At 35.4% G+C, this 20,537-nt stretch carries 14 protein-coding genes, 1 tRNA gene, 1 other RNA gene and 4 pseudogenes; 4 read left to right on the top strand and 16 right to left on the bottom strand.

Annotation, left to right across the window (positions count from 1 at the left end; translation table 11 throughout):
• Positions 1-426: 426 nt before the first annotated feature.
• The 13 genes and pseudogenes from HMPREF2658_RS14660 to gltB all read right to left on the bottom strand — a co-directional run bounded on the left by HMPREF2658_RS14660 (position 427) and on the right by gltB (position 15,362).
• A pseudogene (locus HMPREF2658_RS14660) lies at positions 427-523 on the bottom strand (hypothetical protein).
• 204 nt (positions 524-727) lie between these two features.
• Complete coding sequence (gene recR / locus HMPREF2658_RS11890) at positions 728-1,324, bottom strand: recombination mediator RecR (protein ID WP_000559156.1); 597 nt, start codon at positions 1,322-1,324, stop codon at positions 728-730.
• Positions 1,325-1,330: 6 nt separating this feature from the next.
• On the bottom strand, positions 1,331-1,648 hold the full coding sequence (locus HMPREF2658_RS11885) for a YbaB/EbfC family nucleoid-associated protein (protein WP_001213992.1): 318 nt from the start codon (positions 1,646-1,648) through the stop codon (positions 1,331-1,333).
• Positions 1,649-1,737: 89 nt separating this feature from the next.
• Positions 1,738-3,435 (bottom strand): DNA polymerase III subunit gamma/tau, encoded by a 1,698-nt coding sequence (dnaX, locus tag HMPREF2658_RS11880; RefSeq protein WP_001109055.1) that lies wholly within the window; start codon positions 3,433-3,435, stop codon positions 1,738-1,740.
• Between the two features lie 68 nt (positions 3,436-3,503).
• Entirely contained in the window at positions 3,504-4,028 is a 525-nt protein-coding gene (locus tag HMPREF2658_RS11875) for a GNAT family N-acetyltransferase (protein WP_001167831.1), read from the bottom strand.
• A gap of 141 nt (positions 4,029-4,169) precedes the next feature.
• Positions 4,170-4,267 (bottom strand): annotated as a pseudogene (locus HMPREF2658_RS14410) (hypothetical protein); the annotation flags it as partial.
• Between the two features lie 69 nt (positions 4,268-4,336).
• An RNA gene (gene ffs / locus HMPREF2658_RS11870) (signal recognition particle sRNA large type) lies at positions 4,337-4,606 on the bottom strand.
• Between the two features lie 61 nt (positions 4,607-4,667).
• Positions 4,668-5,396, bottom strand: a complete 729-nt coding sequence (gene treR, locus HMPREF2658_RS11865) for a trehalose operon repressor (RefSeq protein WP_000240627.1) — start codon at positions 5,394-5,396, stop codon at positions 4,668-4,670.
• Positions 5,397-5,420: 24 nt separating this feature from the next.
• Positions 5,421-7,061, bottom strand: a complete 1,641-nt coding sequence (gene treC / locus HMPREF2658_RS11860) for an alpha,alpha-phosphotrehalase (RefSeq protein WP_000159500.1) — start codon at positions 7,059-7,061, stop codon at positions 5,421-5,423.
• A 63-nt stretch (positions 7,062-7,124) separates the two neighbouring features.
• Positions 7,125-8,552 (bottom strand): PTS system trehalose-specific EIIBC component, encoded by a 1,428-nt coding sequence (gene treP / locus HMPREF2658_RS11855; protein WP_000279385.1) that lies wholly within the window; start codon positions 8,550-8,552, stop codon positions 7,125-7,127.
• Positions 8,553-9,019: 467 nt separating this feature from the next.
• Positions 9,020-9,112: transfer RNA gene (locus HMPREF2658_RS11850), tRNA-Ser, on the bottom strand.
• A 269-nt stretch (positions 9,113-9,381) separates the two neighbouring features.
• Positions 9,382-10,845 carry a glutamate synthase subunit beta gene (locus HMPREF2658_RS11845; protein WP_000503590.1) on the bottom strand — a complete coding sequence of 488 codons (1,464 nt, stop codon included), beginning with the start codon at positions 10,843-10,845 and terminating at the stop codon, positions 9,382-9,384.
• Between the two features lie 17 nt (positions 10,846-10,862).
• On the bottom strand, positions 10,863-15,362 hold the full coding sequence (gene gltB / locus HMPREF2658_RS11840; protein WP_070854427.1) for a glutamate synthase large subunit: 4,500 nt from the start codon (positions 15,360-15,362) through the stop codon (positions 10,863-10,865).
• A gap of 180 nt (positions 15,363-15,542) precedes the next feature.
• Between gltB and gltC the strand changes: the two genes are divergently transcribed.
• From gltC to HMPREF2658_RS11825, 3 genes and pseudogenes are all read left to right on the top strand, one after another.
• A complete protein-coding gene (gltC, locus tag HMPREF2658_RS11835; RefSeq protein ID WP_000403906.1) occupies positions 15,543-16,427 on the top strand; it encodes a glutamate biosynthesis transcriptional regulator GltC in 885 nt (294 codons plus the stop codon).
• 114 nt (positions 16,428-16,541) lie between these two features.
• Positions 16,542-17,659: pseudogene (locus HMPREF2658_RS11830) on the top strand (YibE/F family protein).
• On the top strand, positions 17,656-18,438 hold the full coding sequence (locus HMPREF2658_RS11825) for a YibE/F family protein (protein ID WP_000994678.1): 783 nt from the start codon (positions 17,656-17,658) through the stop codon (positions 18,436-18,438). The pseudogene HMPREF2658_RS11830 and the gene HMPREF2658_RS11825 overlap by 4 nt, the downstream one beginning before the upstream one ends.
• Positions 18,439-18,606: 168 nt before the next feature.
• On the opposite strand, the gene HMPREF2658_RS11820 is transcribed toward HMPREF2658_RS11825, so the two are convergent.
• Both HMPREF2658_RS11820 and HMPREF2658_RS11815 read right to left on the bottom strand, forming a co-directional pair.
• Positions 18,607-19,092 (bottom strand): GNAT family N-acetyltransferase, encoded by a 486-nt coding sequence (locus HMPREF2658_RS11820; RefSeq protein ID WP_000183656.1) that lies wholly within the window; start codon positions 19,090-19,092, stop codon positions 18,607-18,609.
• Positions 19,082-19,477, bottom strand: a complete 396-nt coding sequence (locus HMPREF2658_RS11815) for an NUDIX hydrolase (protein ID WP_000588522.1) — start codon at positions 19,475-19,477, stop codon at positions 19,082-19,084. The genes HMPREF2658_RS11820 and HMPREF2658_RS11815 overlap by 11 nt, the downstream gene beginning before the upstream one ends.
• A gap of 149 nt (positions 19,478-19,626) precedes the next feature.
• On the opposite strand from HMPREF2658_RS11815, the gene HMPREF2658_RS11810 reads away from it, so the two are divergent.
• On the top strand, positions 19,627-19,896 hold the full coding sequence (locus HMPREF2658_RS11810; RefSeq protein ID WP_001129473.1) for a hypothetical protein: 270 nt from the start codon (positions 19,627-19,629) through the stop codon (positions 19,894-19,896).
• A gap of 186 nt (positions 19,897-20,082) precedes the next feature.
• Here HMPREF2658_RS11810 and aaa read toward each other — a convergent pair.
• Positions 20,083-20,537: pseudogene (aaa, locus tag HMPREF2658_RS11805) on the bottom strand (autolysin/adhesin Aaa); the annotation flags it as partial.

Raw genomic sequence — 20,537 nt, 5'->3', positions numbered from 1 at the left:
AATTAATTATACATTTTATTAACATTTAAGTCAACAACTTTTTGAAATTAATTTTCGTTAGTAATTCAAGTTATTTCTTAAGTTGAGTTGTTTTGTTTGCCTCAACAAATAAATACTATACAGGCTTTCAAACTGCTTAACAACAGTAAAAATTACACCTTTACTATCCATTCTGAACGCTCTCATTCTAAAAATCGAACTTAAAGAAATTACAATTGTTAATAGTACGTTTTCTAAAACAAATAAGGTGGTTATTTTTATGAAAAGATAATAAAAAAACCGCAAAACAGAACATTATTTTTTTACCAGAAATTAAAAATAAATTTACAAGTTTTAAATAATCTCTCAAAACACCGCTGTACAGGCTGATTTAATAAGCTTTAGACCAAAGAAATACAACTACTAAGCCAGCATCTATCATTTCAATTACAAAAGAATTTCATTTGCATAGTCATTAACTATCAACCGCATTTATCAAATTAATAGCACGAACACACCACAACGGTATTCCTACTTCGATAATCCAATTCGAATCATTACTATTAAAAGTAACAAATCACAACAAACGGCTTGCTTCCTAAATATCCCCCCTCAGTAAAAAGAAGTAAACCATGCCACCGCCACACCACAAATAAAGTAGTACATCACACCATAAAAAAAGCCACAATGATTACACTGTGACTTTTCTTACTATAGTATTAAATTCAAAAATGTTTAATAGAAGACATTACATTTCTGTTCTACCTGCGATTGCTTTAGATAATGTTACTTCGTCAGCATACTCTAAATCGCCACCTACCGATAACCCTTGTGCTAATCTCGTCACTTTGATACCTATAGGCTTAACTAATCTAGAAATATACATGGCTGTAGATTCCCCCTCTAAGTTCGGGTTCATAGCTAAGATTAATTCGCTAACTTCATCGTTTTTCAAGCGTTCAATCAATGAAGGAATATTAATATCTTCTGGTCCAATTCCATCCATAGGCGAAATAGACCCATGTAAAACGTGATATAAACCTTTGTATTCTCTCATTTTTTCCATAGCTATGACATCTTTGTCATCTTCCACAACACAAATAACTGAACGATCTCTTTGCTTATCTTCACAAATATAACATGGATCATTTTCAGTAATGTGACCACATACGCTACAATATGTTAATTCTCTTTTAACATCTACTAATGCTTTGGCAAACTGAACAACATCGTCTTCTTTCATATCTAAGGTATGAAAAGCCAGACGTTGGGCTGTCTTTGGACCAATGCCTGGCAATTTCATAAAGCTATCAATAAGCTTTGATATAGGTTCTGGATAATGCATCTATGATCACATTCCAGGGATGTTTAAGCCTTGAGTATGTTTACCTAAACGTTCTTGAGTAAGCTCATCAGCTTTATTCATCGCTTCATTAGTAGCTGCTAACACTAAGTCTTGTAGCATTTCAATATCATCTGGGTCTACAGCTTCTTCTTTGATTTCAACGTCGACAACTTCTTTATGACCAGTTACAGTAACTGCAACCATGCCACCGCCAGCTGTTCCTACAATACGCTCTTCTTTAAGTTTTTCTTGTTCTTGAGCCATTTTCTTTTGCATTTTTTGCATTTGTTTCATCATTTGTTGCATGTTTCCGCCACCGCGCATATTCCATTTCCTCCTTGAAAATCAATAAATATTTATCAATAAAATGATGTTTCTTTCATTATACATACGATTATATCGCTTGTCATGTATCACTCTTCATCTATCACATGTACAGTTTCTTCACCGAAAAGATCTTTTGCTTTTTGAGCAATATCTGTTTGTTGCGCTTGTTGCTTTGGCATATCATCGCCTTCGTTTTTACGATTTTGTAAATACTCCGTTCGAACTCTTTGCCATTGATCTGATGGTACACCAACAACTTTAACGTTTTTATTAACGATATTACATACAACACTTTCTATACTACTACGTTTCTCGTCGTCTTTATTGACGATTTCACAATGGATCTCTTCCTCAAATTTCACAAGTACGTGATCTTCACTTGCCGCCACAGGTTCCGAATTTTGCAATAAACTAACGAGTGATTTTTTATCATTATTTTTGGCATGATCAATCACTTCTTGCCAATGATCTTTCAACAATTTGATATCCGCCTTATTCGCTTTATCGAGCACTTTGGCAATTTGTTGCATCGAAAATGCATTTTTAGATTTTTGTATACCTCTCGCAGGCTTTTTCGAAGAATTTTGAGTAGGAGCGACACTCACTCCTTGAGCTTTAAGCGTCTTAAGTTCTTGTTCTAACTGTTCCATGCGTTGCAACAATACGTCTGTGTTTGGCGATGAAGCAATTTGTGCTGGTTCAGCTACATTCGCAATCACTTGTGGTTGACCCTTAATCTGCTCAGCTAATTTTACTAACAACACTTCAAAATGAACGTTTTGATTCACACTAAAACGAATCGACACTAATGTATCATTAATAAGATCAATCATTTGATATAACATATCTAATTCTAAGTTCATCAGTGCTCGATACTCAGTATCTTTCTCAGATGTTTTATTCATAATCGTATCTCTGACAAAATAAATCATATCATTTATTAGGCGATTCACTTCTTTACCTTCTGTTATAAACTGATGGTATTTTTTAAAAGATGCTTGTACGTCACCTTGTACAATATCATCAAACAAGTGATTCAACGCTTCATCATGAACGCTACCCGTAACATTTAGGGCATCTTGTAATGTCAATGTGCCATCGCCGAAAGCAATAGCCTGATCCATAATACTTAACGCATCACGCATACCACCTTCAGATGCTTTCGCAATAAACGCCAATGCCTCTTCTTCGTATTCAATTTGTTGTGCATCTGCTACAAATTTTAAACGTTCAACAATTTGATCTAAACTTATTGCTTTAAAATCAAAACGTTGTGCCCTAGATATGATTGTTGGAGGGATTTTATGTGGTTCTGTCGTTGCCAATATAAAAATAGCGTGTGCTGGAGGTTCTTCTAACGTCTTTAAAAGGGCATTAAAAGCACCTGTTGTTAGCATGTGCACCTCATCTATAATATAAACTTTATATTTCGATTCACTTGGTGCATATTTAACTTTGTCTCTAATATTTCTTATTTCATCAACGCCATTATTACTAGCAGCATCAATTTCTATCACATCTGAATTAGTCCCCTGCGTAATGCCTTTACAAATATGACATTCATTACAAGGTTCTCCATCAGTGCTATTTAAACAGTTGATTGCTTTAGCAAATACTTTGGCAATACTCGTTTTTCCCGTACCTCTCGGACCACTAAAAATATATGCATGCGATTGTTTTTCTTTCGAAATCGCATTGCGTAATGTCTTCGTGACATGTTCTTGTCCGACGACATCCTCGAAACTTTGGGGTCTGTACATACGATATAAGGCTTGATAATTCAAGTTAGCACCTCCATAAACAATTACCTTTCATTATAACATGATAATACCTTTACTTCTTAAATGAACAATTAATAAAAATGTTCTGGAAATTTTACGATTCCGTGTGGTGCATCCGTCAAATTATCCCATAAATATTTTACAAGTAACGGTGCATCACCAGATTCTAATTTAATGTCATGCTCAGCAGCATTTTGATAACCCAACTTTTCAAAGTAGTCAAAACAATGGTCTACAACAACCGTACTATATTCTTGCGCTTTTGCACGCTCTTCTACTGCTTGAACCAATCCACGACCTAATTTTTGTCCACGCAATTCAGGGTTGACTGATAAAGAAGCAATCGCCAAACCATAATACGTCTTATCATCACTATTAATTTCTACTTCAATTAATAAAACGTGTCCAACGACATCGTTATTTTCATTTTTCGCAATTACTTCTAATTCAAAATTATAGCAAGGAGATTTCCTTAAATGTTTCACTTTCGCACGTGCTTGCCAACTCGTTTCAGGATTATCATCAAAACTTTCTTCAATACTATTTAAAGATTTATCATAATCTAACTCTGTTAAAGTACTTAAATATATTTGCATATGTCCTCCGTAGGCATTTGATTGTCAATAATCATAACGTATCTCATTAATAATTCTATTGTAAGGTACTCCCCCTCATTTCACCATCATTTCTTTATCATCAAATAATAACTTCTTACTTTTTATATCCGTAAAAAAACATTCAAACTGCGCATCGATTTCACTTGAATCAAACTTCACATATAAAAAAGCTACTTCCCACAACATGTTCCACGTATAATACGCTGAATTGTCTTCAAGAAAGTAGCTTCTATAATTATATATTTTCAACTCTTAATAATCGGTTTAATATTTTTAAAAATAAAAAACCGTGCACCTAAGCATCGAACGTAATTCACGAACGTAACCAAAGTCGTTAGCTAAATCTCGGCTACCCTACGGCACATATGATGATCCACTTAATGCTGCTTCCGTCAGGACCTGACATGGTTCATGGGTTCATATTGCATAGGACCGAAATCTTCAAACACTACGTGCTTTGGGCAGACTTCGCAAAAATACGGCCTCAACAAAGGAATTAAGCCTCGCATAAAGCGGATTTCGAGTACAGGGAACCGCTACCTCCCCACCTAGCACGGCAAGATATATATTACTATATTTTAATAGTTAATTGCAAGTATAAATCATTTATATCATTGTTTACTTTATACGACGTCTTGAGAAGTCGTTAAATTTAAATTCATTTGCAAGATGTTTTGAAATATTATATTGAAACGGCATTGTATTTTCTAAATACACAATACTTCGAACTGTTGCTGAATAAGCCACCGATACATCACCAAACAATTGATATGCTTGTTCATCAAACGGTTCAAAAGTAATAGACTTACTTGAATAACTAATATTAAGATTTAATACCTTTTCCAAATAATCATAAATAGAATCACTCGCAACATCATTACCTATATCTGAAACAATCGACTTTAGAAAATAATCTTCATCAACAATCTTCACATGTTGGTTAAGCCGACGAGTTCTAACAATATGAATGAGCGATTCACTAGAATTGATGTTTAAAGCATGTTGAACTTCTGGAACTTCATGCGCTTCAACAACCTCATTCACAACAACTTCAGTTAAATATGCGACACCCATTTCTTCTTGCATTTCTTTAAAACTAACAAGTTCAGAAAATGGGAACTCTGTAACCTCTTGATAAATGACAAGTGACCCTTTACCATGAATCTTTTGAATCATACCGTCTAATGCCAACAAATCTAATGCCTTACGCACGGTCTCTCGAGATGACTGGTACAATTGCACCAAATCATGTTCAGACGGAATTTGTTCACCATATTGAATCTGCCCGTTTAATATATCTTCTTTCAACGCCTCATAAATCTTCATAAATTTCTTTTGCTTCACCATATAAACGCATCCACTCAATTTATTTTACGCGTTTGTTTCGATTACAATTGCACCAAACCCGCTTATCGTATTATTTTCTACTGTGCCTGTTTGAATCACAACACGACCTTCGCTAGCCAATCCTTCTGGCAAATCAACAGCCGATGCTGAGAAATTCGCAATTACTAGCCATTGTTGATTCTTATAATGACGTTCATAAACAAATAAATGATCATGATCCATAAAACGTGGCACAATGTCTCCATACGTAATAATATCATGCGTATGTCTTAATTGTATTAATTTTTGATACGTATAGAAAATAGAATCTTTATTCTGAAGTGCTTGTCTAACGTTGACCTGATGATAATTTTCTGGAATATCAATCCAAGGCTTACCAGCAGTAAATCCAGCATTAACATCATCACTCCATTGCATAGGCGTTCTCGAATTGTCTCGTGACTTCTGTCCTAAAATCGCTAACACATCCGCTTCAGCATGCCCTTCACTTAACAACTGATGGTAGGCATTAATCGATTCAACATCACGATATTGTGCTATTGATGTAAAATGTGGGTCCGTCATACCAATTTCTTCACCTTGGTAAATATATGGCGTCCCTTGCAACATATGCAGTGCGATAGCTAACATTTTAGCACTTTGTATCCTCATCTCTTCCGACGTATCATCACCAAATCTAGACACTACCCGTGGCTGATCATGATTACACCAGAAAATCGCGTTCCATCCGCCACCGTCATAAATACCTCGTTGCCATTGCATCAGAATTTCCTTTAACTTATGAAAATCCAGCTTCGCATTCGTCCACTTTTCACCATCAACATAATCAACCTTTAGATGATGAAAATTAAAAACACTATTCAATTCTTGGCGTTCTGGCTGTGTATACTTAATACAATTTTCAATCGTCGTCGAAGACATTTCTCCTACAGTCATTATGTCAGTGTTACCAAACGTTTGACGATTTAATTCATGCAGAAACTCATGCACTCTAGGACCATCCGTATAAAATTCTTTACCTATTTTGTCAGAGTCTTTAAATTCACCTTTAGAAATTAAGTTAATGACATCAAATCGAAAACCATCAACGCCGAAGTCTATCCAATGATTGACAATTCGATATAACGATTGACGTACTTCCGGATTATCCCAATTTAAATCAGCTTGACTGACATCAAATAAATGTAAATAATATTCATCTGTCTCAGAATCATACTTCCATGCATTACCACCAAATTTAGAATGCCAATTTGTTGGCGGTCCGTCTTCAGATGATCTGAAAAAGTAATAATCTCTATAAGGGTTGTCTTTAGATTTACGGGCTTCTTTAAACCATTCGTGCTCCGTCGACGTATGATTAATGACAATATCTAACATCACTTTCAAGTCTTTTTGATGAGCAACTTTAATTAACTTTTCAAAATCATCCATCGTTCCAAAGTCTTCATTGATTTCTAAATAATTGCTGATATCATAGCCATTATCATTCATCGGTGATTCATACACTGGTGTTAACCAAATATAATCAACACCCAATAACTTGATATAATCCAATTTTTCTATAATTCCGTTGATATCTCCTATACCATTCCCCGTCGTATCATTAAACGACTTAGGATAAATTTGATATACAACGGATTTTCTCCAATCTATTTCTTTCGTCACACAATTACCACCTTATAACGTAATAAAGGACGCCCCAATAACGAACGCCCCTTTTTTATTTTATTAATCTACAACAATTTCTTTTGCTTTTTGTTTACTAAAATGAGACATCACAATTGTTAGTATACATGGTACAACAATAGCAATAGCTGTCACAATAAGATATACTGGCCAAAATTCTTTTTGAATTGAAATGAATGCTGGCACACCACCAACACCAACTTTTCCAAGTACGTTATTCATACCAACGATTGCCCCCAATACACAAGACGTTGATATCGCAGCGATAAATGGATATTTCAGAGGTAAGTTCACACCAAACATAGCTGGTTCAGTAACACCTAACATACCAGAAATACCAGATGTTAATGCCAAACCTTCTTCTTTAACCATTTTACGACGTTTATAGACAAACCATGCGCCAAATGCTGCAGACCCCTGACAAATATTTGAAATCGCAACGATTGGCCATAAGTATGTACCACCTAAGCTGCTACCCATTAATTGGAAATCTACTGCTAAAAACATATGATGCAAGCCAGTAATTACAAGTGGTGCATATAACAATCCATATATTGCTCCGCCAAGCCATCCTGCATGTTGGAATATAAATGTAACACCAGATGTAATACCTGTACCAATCAATAATGCAACTGGTCCAATGATAATAAATGCTAAAAATCCAGTAACTAAAAGCGCTACGGGTCCAACGACCAACATTTTTATCGAATCATGAACAACTTTATTTAATCCTTTTTCAATTTTAGCTAGAACATAAGCTGCAATTAAAACAGGCAACACTTGACCTTGGTAATTCAACTGCTTAATCTCTAACCCAAATAAGTTCCACGTCGGAATATTCCCTTTTGCCAAATCATACTGAGATACTAATTGCGGGTGCATTAAAATCAAACCTAAGACTAAGCCTAGAATCGGACTACCACCAAATACACGCATACTACTCCAACCAATTAATGCTGGTAAGAAAATAAATGCCGTACTCGCAATCACATTAATGATGTTTGAAATATCAGCAATTTGTGGATACATCTCAATAAGTGCTTTTGGACCAAATAAACCTTTCATTGTAAGTAAATTATTGATTCCCATTAACAAACCAGCTGTCACAATCGCAGGTAATATTGGTATAAAAATATCCCCCAACAATTTGATTAAACGTTGTACTGGATTCCCTTTTTGTGCAGCGGCTTGTTTCGCTTCATCTTTCGAAGCTTCTTGAGCACCCGTTTCTTCAATAAAATGCTTATACACTTCATCAACTGTGCCTGGACCAATGACAATTTGATATTGATGGTCTGCTTTGAACTGCCCCTTGACCAACGCATTATTACTTAATGCGCCTTTATCAACTTTACTTTCATCCTTCAGCACTAAACGTAATCGTGTTACACAATGCGTTGCAGCTTCAAGATTTTCTTTTCCCCCAATAGCGGTTACGATGGCTTTTACATCTTCTCTTTTTACAGCCATATACTTCACTCCCTTAATGTCTTAAAACGAGTATAACTTGTCTAGACAAGTTATGTAAAGGCTTTCAACAATTTTTTTATTTTGTCACAATGATCTGGTGTAGCCATTTCAGAAAATCAATGAGCCTTAACGACATATGTAGCAATAACTCCTCGCTACAATTGCGTTATTAACAATAACTCACCACACTCTCGCCATTATAAAGTGTAGATGCATGGCCAACTCCTAAATTGAAAAATGCATATCTATAAATAGTAAACCTGCCCACACAAGCCATCTATCATATTTCACAAAATAAAAAAGGCACTTAGCTATGTATATTGCACAAGCCAAATGCCCTTCCAATCTCAATGCCTTATCATTTCTATTATCAAAAAATACGAGTCATTCAAAGGCAAATAAAAAAGGTAAACACTCAAACTTTGAGTACTTACCTTTTTTTATATAGTATTTAATATAAATATTGATGGCGGAGGAAGAGGGATTCGAACCCCCGCGAGCCGTTAAGCCCCTGTCGGTTTTCAAGACCGATCCCTTCAGCCGGACTTGGGTATTCCTCCTAAACACAATATTTATCATATATGAACGTTCTGTAAAAGTCAATATTGTTTTTAAGCATTACATGATTACCACAATTCATTGTCTTCCACTACAGTTGACCTATAAAACGAATGTAAAAAATCACTACTTATAATTAATCTATTAGTTATCTTACAAACCTTTGTTTTTAGGTTACAAAGATGGCATGTGACGTTGATAGATACTAGATTATTTCAAACTCGATTCAGCACCATTCAACGTCAACGTAACCACCATTTCCATACAAAGATTATACACAAACTTTACTCGCTAAATACTGATCTACTGCTTTCGCTACGCCTCTACCTTCTTTAATCGCCCATACAACTAAACTTTGACCACGTCTAGCATCTCCAGCAGCAAATACTTTTTCATTATTAGTTTGATAGTTTGTATCATCCGCCACGATTCGATTTCTATCCGTTTTAATGTTAAAAGCATTTGGTACTGTTGGTTCTGTACCTTCGAAGCCGATTGATAATAATACAAGGTCAGCAGGCCAAAATCTTTCAGGTCCTTCTTTCATGACCATACCATTTTCGCCTTGCTCTAAAATTTGAGTATACAAACCACGTATGTGTCCTTTATCGTCAACATCGTAACGCATCGTTTGAACACCATATGCACGTGGTTCCTTACCAAACTTAGCTTCGTACTCTTGGTGCGCATAGTCCATTTTAAACACCGGCATTGCTAAAGGCCATGATGCATTTTCTGTAAACGTAATTGCTTCTGGCAATTTCGTATATTTATTAAATTGAACAATCGACTTGCAATTTTCTCTTAATGCTGTCGCTACACAGTCTGCCCCTGTATCACCAGCACCAATGATAATGACATTCTTATCTTTTGCAGTTATTGTTATATCATCAATTTCTCCATTTAACAGCTGCGTTTGTTCAGTTAAATAATCCATAGCGAAATGTATACCATCACCCATGCGTCCTTCTAAAGGTAAATCTCTACCTTTTTGTGCACCAGTACATAATATAATTGCATCGTATTCAGATTCTAACGTTGCTTTATCAATATCAACGCCTACTTCAACACCATTAATGAAAGTAATGCCCGCTTCTTCCATTAACTTAATACGACGTCGAACCACATCTTTATCAAGCTTCATATTAGGTATACCATACATTAATAAACCACCTGATTCTCTAGCACGTTCATAAATAGTCACTTGATATCCTAGTAGATTAAGTTCTTCAGCAGCAGTTAATCCTGCTGGACCGCTTCCAACGATTGCCACTTTTTCATCTCTACGGCGACTCGGAACTTTCGGCGCTACCCAACCATTTTCAAAAGCTTCATCAATAATTGTGCGTTCAATACCTTTAATCGCAATCGATTCTCTATTAATCTTCATCACACAAGCACTTTCGCATGGTGCAGGACATACACGCCCTGTAAAGTCAGGAAAGTTATTTGTTTCGCTTAAGCGTTCATAAGCAGTTTTAAAATCTTGATGATACACTAAGTCGTTCCATTCAGGAATGTAGTTTCCAATTGGACAACCTATTGTTTCCCTACCATACTGTTGTCCGGTTTGACAAAACGGCGTTCCACAATCCATACATCGTGCACCTTGGATAGAGGCATCTTCTTTAGTAAATCGTTGTTGATATGCTTTATGATGCTTCAAACGGTCTACCAGTGATAATTCACCTAAGTACTGTTTGTCATACTTCATAAATCCTTTAAATTCACCCATCTTATCTCCCCCTTTCCTTAATACACAACGGCTGGTTTATGTTTAGCGTCGATTGTTTTACTGTCATCGTAAAATGCAGCTAACATCGCTTCATCTTCATTGTCATGTAATGATTTGTGCAAATGAATTTTTTGCATCATTAATTGATAATCTTTAGGAATAACTTTAACGACGACATCTTCAATACGATCAAAATGTTTTAACACATGAATCGCTCTCGTACTATTCGTATGTGACACATGTTCTTCCAGCATTTGCTTAATGAATGCTTTTTCTTCTTGGTGTTTAACCTTTGTAAACGAAAGCGTATCTAGTTGGTTATTTTCAACAAAAGCTTCTACATCAGACGGGATAACGTAAGCAATACCACCACTCATACCTTGACCGAAGTTCTTACCTACATCACCTAAATTAATGACATGTCCACCAGTCATGTACTCTAATCCATGGTCGCCGATACCTTCAACGACAACATCTACACCACTATTTCTAATACAGAATCTTTCTCCTGCACTACCGTTAATAAATGCCTTACCACCTGTCGCACCATAGAATGAGACGTTACCAGCAATAATTTCATTTTGTCGTTCTTCAAAAGGTGCTTTGACAATGACCGTACCACCAGATAATCCTTTACCAACATAGTCATTCGCATCTCCAGTATGATGAATCATTAAGCCTTTCGGTGCATATGCTGCAAGACTTTGACCAGCATGACCATTCGTATAAACATTAATTGTATTTTCAGGAAGTCCTGCTTCTCCATATTGTTTCGAAATCTCACTACCTGTAATAACCCCTACATCACGTTGTTCATTATTTACTGTAAAGCTACCTGTATAGCGACGCCCTTCAGCAATATATGGCTTCGTTACTTCATATAAATTTGTTAAATCAAATCCATGCTCAAGATTATGATTTTGTTGAATTTCTTTTGTATTTGGCCCATCGAAAGGACATAACAGTTTTTCAACATCAATACTAGCCGCTTTGCTATTCGCTTTTAATGTTGATGATCGTTGTAATAAATCAGTTCTTCCAACTAAGTCTTCTACACGTTTCAAACCTAAAGATGCTAAAATTTCTCTTAATTCTTGTGCAATAAAATGCATAAAATTAACAACATGATGTGCTTTACCTCTATATAAAGCACGTAAATCTTTGTTTTGAGTTGCAACTCCTACTGGACATGTATCTTTATGGCATACACGCATCATAATACAGCCCAACACCACTAATGGTGCAGTTGCAAATCCAAATTCTTCCGCTCCAAGCGCACATGCGTACGCTACATCTTTACCAGTTAATAACTTACCGTCTGTTTCTAACTTAACACGACTTCTTAAGTCATTTAGTTTTAATGTTTGATGTGTTTCTGCTAAACCAATCTCCCAAGGAACACCGGCATGCTGAATACTCGTTTTAGGTGAAGCCCCTGTACCACCATCGTAACCACTGATGACAATTTTATCTGCAAATGCTTTTGCCACCCCAGATGCAATGGTACCAACACCTGTTTTCGAAACTAATTTTACCGCGATATCTGCATCTTTATTCGCATTTTTCAAATCATGTATCAGTTGCGCTAAATCTTCTATTGAATAAATATCATGATGTGGCGGTGGTGAAATCAGACCGATACCTGGCGTTGACCCTCTTGTCTTCGCAATCCACGGATATACCTTAGTACCAGGTAATTGACCACCTTCACCAGGCTTTGCACCTTGCGCAACTTTAATTTGAATTTCTTTGGCATGTTGTAAATAATCACTAGTTACACCAAAACGTCCAGAAGCAACTTGTTTAATCGCACTTACTTTGTTGCTTCCATCAACTTGTACTTCATAACGTTTTGCATCTTCGCCACCTTCACCACTATTACTCTTTCCACCTAATTGGTTCATGGCTTGTGCTAACGTTTCATGTGCTTCCGCTGAAATCGATCCATAACTCATCGCCCCTGTATTAAAACGTTTGACAATGTCACTTACCGGTTCAACTTGGTCGATGTCAATCGGTGTACATGCTTTAAATTCAAGTAAATGTCTAATGTGATCTGTTCTATTTTTGTTTACCGCTTCAGAGTATGCTTTAAATTGCGCATAGTCATTTTCTTTACATGCGTGCTGCAATAAGAAAATAGATTCCGGATTAAAAGCATGATGTTGACCTTGTTGTCTCCATTGGAATGTACTACCTGATGCAAGATAATTATCATCACTTTGTTGACGTGCTTTATTTTCAGCATCGATTTGATCAATCGAAATACCAGATAACTTAGACTGTGTTCCAGTAAAATAACGATCAATCACATCATGAGACAAGCCAATCGCTTCAAATATTTGTGCACCTTGATAACTTTGCACTGTCGAAATTCCCATCTTAGCCATTACTTTAATGACACCTTCCGACAATACATCCGTATATGTCTTAACATTATCGACAACGGTGCCTTGTAACCCTTCTGTCAATGTCAGTTGTTCAACTGTACGTTGCGCTAGGTATGGCACAATTGCATTCGCGCCATATGCTAGTAAACAAGCAACATGATGTACTTCTCGTGTCTCACCAGATTTAGCGACTAAACTTGTAGACATACGTAAATCTGCTTTAATAAGTAATTGATGCACATGACTTATTGCGAGTAACATCGGCATTGCAAAGCCATTGCCATCAACTAATCCACTATCATCTAACACTAGAATTTGAGCGCCTTGCTTTACAGCATCCACTGCTTCTCGGCCTAATACTTCTAACGCATCTTCCAAATCCTCTTCATATACCGTTGATAAATATGTTAATTTAAAATGCTCCTGATCAATCGCTGCTAAGTGTGATTCATTCAATACCGGTCTCTTCAATTGAATTCGATCTAAAACCGTTTCGTCAGGTGCTAATAAGTTACCTTCGCCACCTAAATAAGAAAGTTCACTCGTTACGATTTTTTCACGATACGCATCAATTGGTGGATTTGTTACTTGTGCAAACAGCTGTTTAAAGTAATTAAATAGTGATTCTGGTCGCTCGTTCAACACTGCAATTGGCGCATCATATCCCATTGCACCGATAGGATCCTTCTTACCTTCTACAAGTTCCTGAATATACTTATGAATCTCTTCTTTGGTATATGCAAATTGACGTTGTAATTTAAATAACGTTTCATCTTTCCATTGTGAATCTTGATACTGTATATTTTCAAAATCAAAATCAACTTTATGATTATCAACCCATGTTTTATATGGTAATTCTCCAGCAATCGCACCTTTTAAATCATTATTTTCAATGACTTTATTCTGTTTAAAATCAACAAGCAATAACTTTCCAGGATTCAATTGACCTTTAAAAGCAACATTACTTTCAGGTACGTCCACAACACCCACTTCAGATGAAAAGACAATAAAGTTATCTTTAGTAATCGTATAACGACCTGGACGTAATCCATTTCTATCTGTAAGCGCGCCAAGTTTGTCACCGTTACAGAACGAAATCATTGTAGGACCATCCCACGGTTCCATTAAATAACTATAAAATTCATAAAACGCACGTACATTTGCATCATTCGCTTCATTGTATAACCAAGGTTCAGGTATGAGTAACATCGCTGCCTTTTCTGGCTCCATGGCTAACGATAAGAACTCTAGCGCATTATCTACAATGGCAGAGTCACTACCATCCTCATCGACAATTTGAAACACTTTATGTTGATCCTCGCCAAATAATGTTTCGATTAATTTATGTTGGCGTGCTCGCATCCAGTTCACATTACCTTTAATCGTGTTAATCTCACCATTATGCATTAACATACGGTTAGGATGCGCCCTTTTCCAACTCGGGAATGTATTCGTACTAAATCTCGAATGAACTAACCCTAGCTTTGATTGATATAAATCATCCGATAAATCTGTATAGAGTTTTTTAATTTGGTCTGATCGTAACCAGCCTTTATATACAATTGTTTTGCGTGATAAGCTCGTAAAATACAATTCTAAATCGCACTGAGTCGAATAGAACTCTAATTGTTTTCTCGCTAAAAACAAACGCTTTTCAACATCTTCAATGTCCCTAATATCAATAAACACTTGTTGAATGACTGGCATCGTATCTGCTACGTGTTTCGCAATCGCATCTTTATTAACTGGTACATTACGGTAACCAAGAATAGATAACCCTTCGCCTTCGAAATACTTTTTAAAAATTGCTTCATGTTCAGAACCTAAAATGCGTTCTTTGGAAAAAAATAACCCCACGGCATATTCGCCTTCACCTGGGATTTCAAAGTCCGTTACATGTTGTTTGAAAAATGCAAAAGGTATTTCAGTCATGATACCTGCGCCATCACCAGTGATGCCATCTGCGCCGACCCCGCCCCTGTGGTCTAAGCGTCGCAACATTTCAAGTGATTTATCTATGATGTCATGAGACCTTTTATTATCCATATTTGCATAAAAACCAATACCGCACGCATCATGTTCCTCACGATAGTCATATAAGCCTTTAATTAATTTCTCATTGTGCATGATGCACACCCCTTTTTTAGAATATTCTGATATTAGTTATTAATGATAATTACTATAATCTAAAAAATTTATCTGTTCAATATATAAAATAGAAGATATTCATCTAAAAAATAGAACATTCATCAATAATATTGCTATAATAGTTACAAAACACTCATTTTCGGAGGTGCCTATACCGCTATGGAAATTAAACAATTAAGATATTTTATCGAGGTCGCTAAAAGAGAACATATCTCCGAAACAGCACTTGAACTAAACATTGCTCAATCAGCGATAAGCCGTCAAATTACATTATTAGAACAAGAACTTAATGTATCTTTATTTAAAAAGCAAGGACGCAATATTATGCTCACATCTGAAGGGAAATTATTATTTAATGAAGCTCTGCGTATTATTGAACATTTAGATAGCACGATTGAACAATTTCAAAGCCATGGATTAACTAAAAATAAAAGTATCTACATTGGCTATGATGAGAGTGACGTATCCCACATGTTACTACCACTTATCCAAACATTTCATTTACAAAATGATACACATGTCATCCCTAATTTATTAGAACATGACACGATTATAAATAGCGTATTAAATGGGAATATAGACATTGGTTTCACGGAACTTACTCCAGAAATACGTAAACACAAACAATTACATATGCTACCTTTATTCGAAGAGCACTATCATTTATATGCGCCTTCAGACGATCCAATTACGATGGCGACACACCCACCATTAATTCAGTTTGAGCATAGTCATATTTATTGCTTGGCACCATTTGCCGAAACTGTAAAAAAACAATTGCGCAAGATTACTAAATCAGATGTATACACAATCAGTAGCCTACCACTTGCGCAGTATCTCCTTCGTCAAAAAGAAGGTTACATCATTTCATCACAAAATATACATTTACCAGAATCTAAATCATGGATAGATATAAAATTAGATCATACTGAATTAAAAAGAACGATATGTGCTATTACAAAGGCGCCTTATACAAAGAGCGATATTGGCATATTATTAACACTTATTCAGCAATTAATGACTAAAACGTCTACATTCCATTAAGTATTTCGACGCTATCAATGATGATTTTCGTTTTACACTTAGCAGTAATATCTTTGAAAATAAAAAATTAAGGGCGTATAATCACCATATTAATTCATTCATAGAATTGGGGTTTTGTTTTTGAAATATAGAAATTTATTTACAAAGCCATTTAATATAATTTTAGGTTTGTTCTGCATCGCATTCATTGGTGCTATTTTATTTACATTCAATAATGAGAACTTTTACAACAAACCAATTGGTCAAATTATAGATGTCAAACACGTTTCATCGACACCTACAAAAGATGCACAAAATAATCGTGATATTAAGTATAAAAATCAATTAAAAGTCAAAATATTAAATGGTCAATTTGCTGGAGAAACGACGACGATCAATCATCAGTACGTCAAATCTCAAGCAGATTCAGAAGCATTTCGCACACACGAAAAAGTATTATTACATATTTCTAACAAGCCGAGTGATGCTTATATTATAGAAAAGAAGCGTGATACCTTAACGGTTATCATCACTGGTTTGTTTTTATTAACTGTATTATTGGTTGGTCGCAAAGTCGGACTGCAATCGATTTTATCATTAATCTTGAATTCTATTGCCATATTAATCGCAATTTACATTCATATTCAACATAGCAATATTAATTTATTCTTACTCATGACCATTGCCATGATCTGTTCAACAATACTCACTTTATTGCTCGTTACAGGCTGGCATATGCGTACACTCATTACCGTAGCAAGTACAATTATCGGAACTTTTTTGAGTATAGGTTTAACAGAATTAATCATATATATGACAGATGGTAAAGGCATTAAATATGAAACGATGAATTTTTTATCATTACCACCGAAAGATATCTTCCTAGCCTCAGTGTTAATAGGTTCATTAGGCGCTATTATGGATGTTGCAATTACGATTGCAAGTGGCATGCATGAGATTTTACAACGTACGCCGCACATTTCAATGAAGCGTTGGGCACTTGCTGGTCGAAACATCGGCCAAGATATTATGGGTACCATGACTAACATTTTATTATTCTCGTATTTATCCGGTGCACTACCTATGTTTTTAATCTTTTTAAAAATGCCAATACAGTGACTTATACTATTTCGATGAATTGGTCGTTAGAAATTGCGCGTGCACTAACAGGTGGTATAGGTATCGTACTTACAATTCCTATCACAATATTGTTTATGGAAATATTTGAAACATTAAGGAGGGCGAAACAATGAATGCTGTATTTATATTGGCGTTATTGCTCCTCTTTCTGATGATAATTTTCGGAGGTAAAAAGGGATTCATCTCTTATTTAACCCTATTTTTAAACTTTGCCATTTTAATTATTAGTATTGTATTGATTATTTTTGGCGTACCGATTTATGTCGTCACATTCTTTTTCTGCATTATTATTGGCGCTTGTAATTTATTCGTACTCAATAGTTACAATGTTAAAACACAAGCTGCATTTATCAGCACTATCGTTACAACAATATTGTTGATTACACTCATTTATTTATCGGTCTACTTCGGTCATCTACAAGGCTTTTCAACCGAACAACAAGATGAAACATATGTGTATTCAATGAATATTGGCATTGATATGGTTCAATTTATGGTGTTCACTATTATTCTTGCTGTTATTGCAGCTGTGATAGATTTAACGATTACCATTAGTTCACCCATTTATGAATTGCATCAAGTGAATCCAACACTTACGCAATACGAATTATTCCAATCTGGCATGCGTGTTGGTAGAGAAATTTTAGCGACATCTGCGAACACGATTTACCTTGCCTTTTTTGGTGGCCAACTTGCTTTATTTATTTGGTTTTTCAAACTTAAATATTCATTTGGTCATATTATAAACTCGAAAATATTTGCCCAAGAATTTATTTCTATTATTTTAGGCGGTATTGCCGTTGCAATCAGTATTCCGATTACGGCTTGGATTACGGCATTTTTAATAAAAAGACCATCTCGACAGCGCAAAAATGATGAGTCTATCAATTAATCGCAACTTTCAATATAACTTAAGTTAAGCGACCTGTGGATATATGTCAATTGTTCACTAGGTCGCTTTTTACTATAGTAAATTGTCCGGTGGTCTATAACAAAAAGCACCTTTATTCATCATTAATTGTTGTGGTCGACGATGAGTAAAGATGCTTTTAAATTTAATTTATTTTATAGTTAGCGCCATAATATGAACAGGTCTTCCGACGAACATACTATCTCCCATATATTGATATCCTTGTTGTCGATAAAGTGCCATGGCATGTGGATTGTCAGTATTAACCGTTAACACAATCTCATTAATATCCTGAAATGTTGAAGTAATAAATGGCACCAATTTTTCCATTACTACTTTACCTATTCCTTTATTACGATAACGTTGATCCACACTAAATGACCTGAAAAATACTGCATTTTGGTTATCGCTAAATGGTGCGACTCCTTTTCCACGATGTAATGTAAAAAAGGCCACACATTGCCTGCCATCCATTACAACGATGGGATACCTTTCATTATCAGACATTGCAGCTGTAATATTTTCCTCTGGCGTTTTAACAAACTTCAAATCACTTTCACTTAATTGAAAAGCTTCTAACATCGAATGATCTTGTGGGACATAATGTCGTAACATGATGGTGTCATTATTTGTCATGTTTCCCACCATACGTTTCAATCCAAACTTTGACAGCAGGCGCAATCAACGCATCATTATCTTTATCAATCCAGCGTATATCCGTAATTTCATTATTGATAGTTACATTTTCCCAATCGATTTTGGTTAATGCGCGAAATCCATTTAACTCAGTTAACATATCCTGTTGTGGATATGCAGGGCCTACAATTGTCCCGATATATTCAATTTCATCCATTGTTAATGTTAAATTTAATTCTTCTTTTACTTCTCTTAACAGCGCGTGTACTTGTGATTCCCCTTCCTCTATTTTACCACCTGGGAAATAATACTTTTCGCGATTCCTTACTTGAACAAGCAATATTTTATCAGCTGTTTCTTCAACTAAACAGACACATTTAATCATCTTTGACACCCCAACTTTGTGAAATCAATTTTTCAAATTATACTGTACAATTATGTTATCATATATGAGTAGTTATAGCGCAAAACGTTAGCAATTCAGCGCACCCAATTTTTCCATAAAAACAGAAGATACTAGGGGGAATTATTATTATGGCAAAACGTTCCAAATCACAACGTTTATCAAGTTTACTAAATGTCGCAGGTTTCATAGTCGACGGCTACAATGGCTATAAATATCATGCTAAAAATAAAAAATTAGTATATCTTTCACTAGGTTTAAGCACTGTAGGAACCGTGTTAGACTTTTACATTTCAATTAAGTCACCACGTAAGTTCAAAAAAGCAGTGGCAGTTGTTACTTTAATAACAAACGGTGCTAGATTATTTACAAGCATTCGCAAAGTAAAGCATGAATACTAAATCAGAAAAGGATTGGTCGAACATAGAACATGAAGTTCATTCGACCAATCCTTTTTCTTATACAAAAATTCCTATTACAACAATCACGACTTTGATAGCCCCGCCATAAAGTTTAGGATTCAATCTAACTTTTCCGCTTGTGAAATGTAATAGGAATTCATTATATATATTTATATACGTAAGACTTTAGTGAATATATCTATAATTATTTACTTGGTAAGCTGGTACCGTTCTGTAAGTTAAAATACCTGGTGCAGCTGAATAGTTCATTTCTGAAACTAAAATACTACCATCGTTATTTACACGTTCTACAAACATAACATGACCATAGTAACCTACATCTGTTTGAGCGATTGAACCTACAGTAGGTCTATTGTCAATTGTGTAACCATCTGCAGCCGCTGCGTTATCCCAGTTATTTGCATTCCACCAATAAGTACTAATACCTTTACCAATTTCAGCACGACGATTAAATACATGATATGTACATTGACCCCATGTATATAAGTTTTGGTGATTGAATACTGGTGTATTGTAACCTCTATTTGTCGTTGTAGTAGATCCTGAGTTCGTAGATGCATTACCAGTTACTTTCAATTTTTGACCCGGATAAATAAAGAAATTATTTAAACCATTAAGTC

The sequence above is a fragment of the Staphylococcus sp. HMSC062H10 genome (assembly GCF_001836945.1).
Taxonomy (GTDB): domain Bacteria; phylum Bacillota; class Bacilli; order Staphylococcales; family Staphylococcaceae; genus Staphylococcus; species Staphylococcus aureus.
This window is presented reverse-complemented; position numbering and strand designations above follow the sequence as displayed.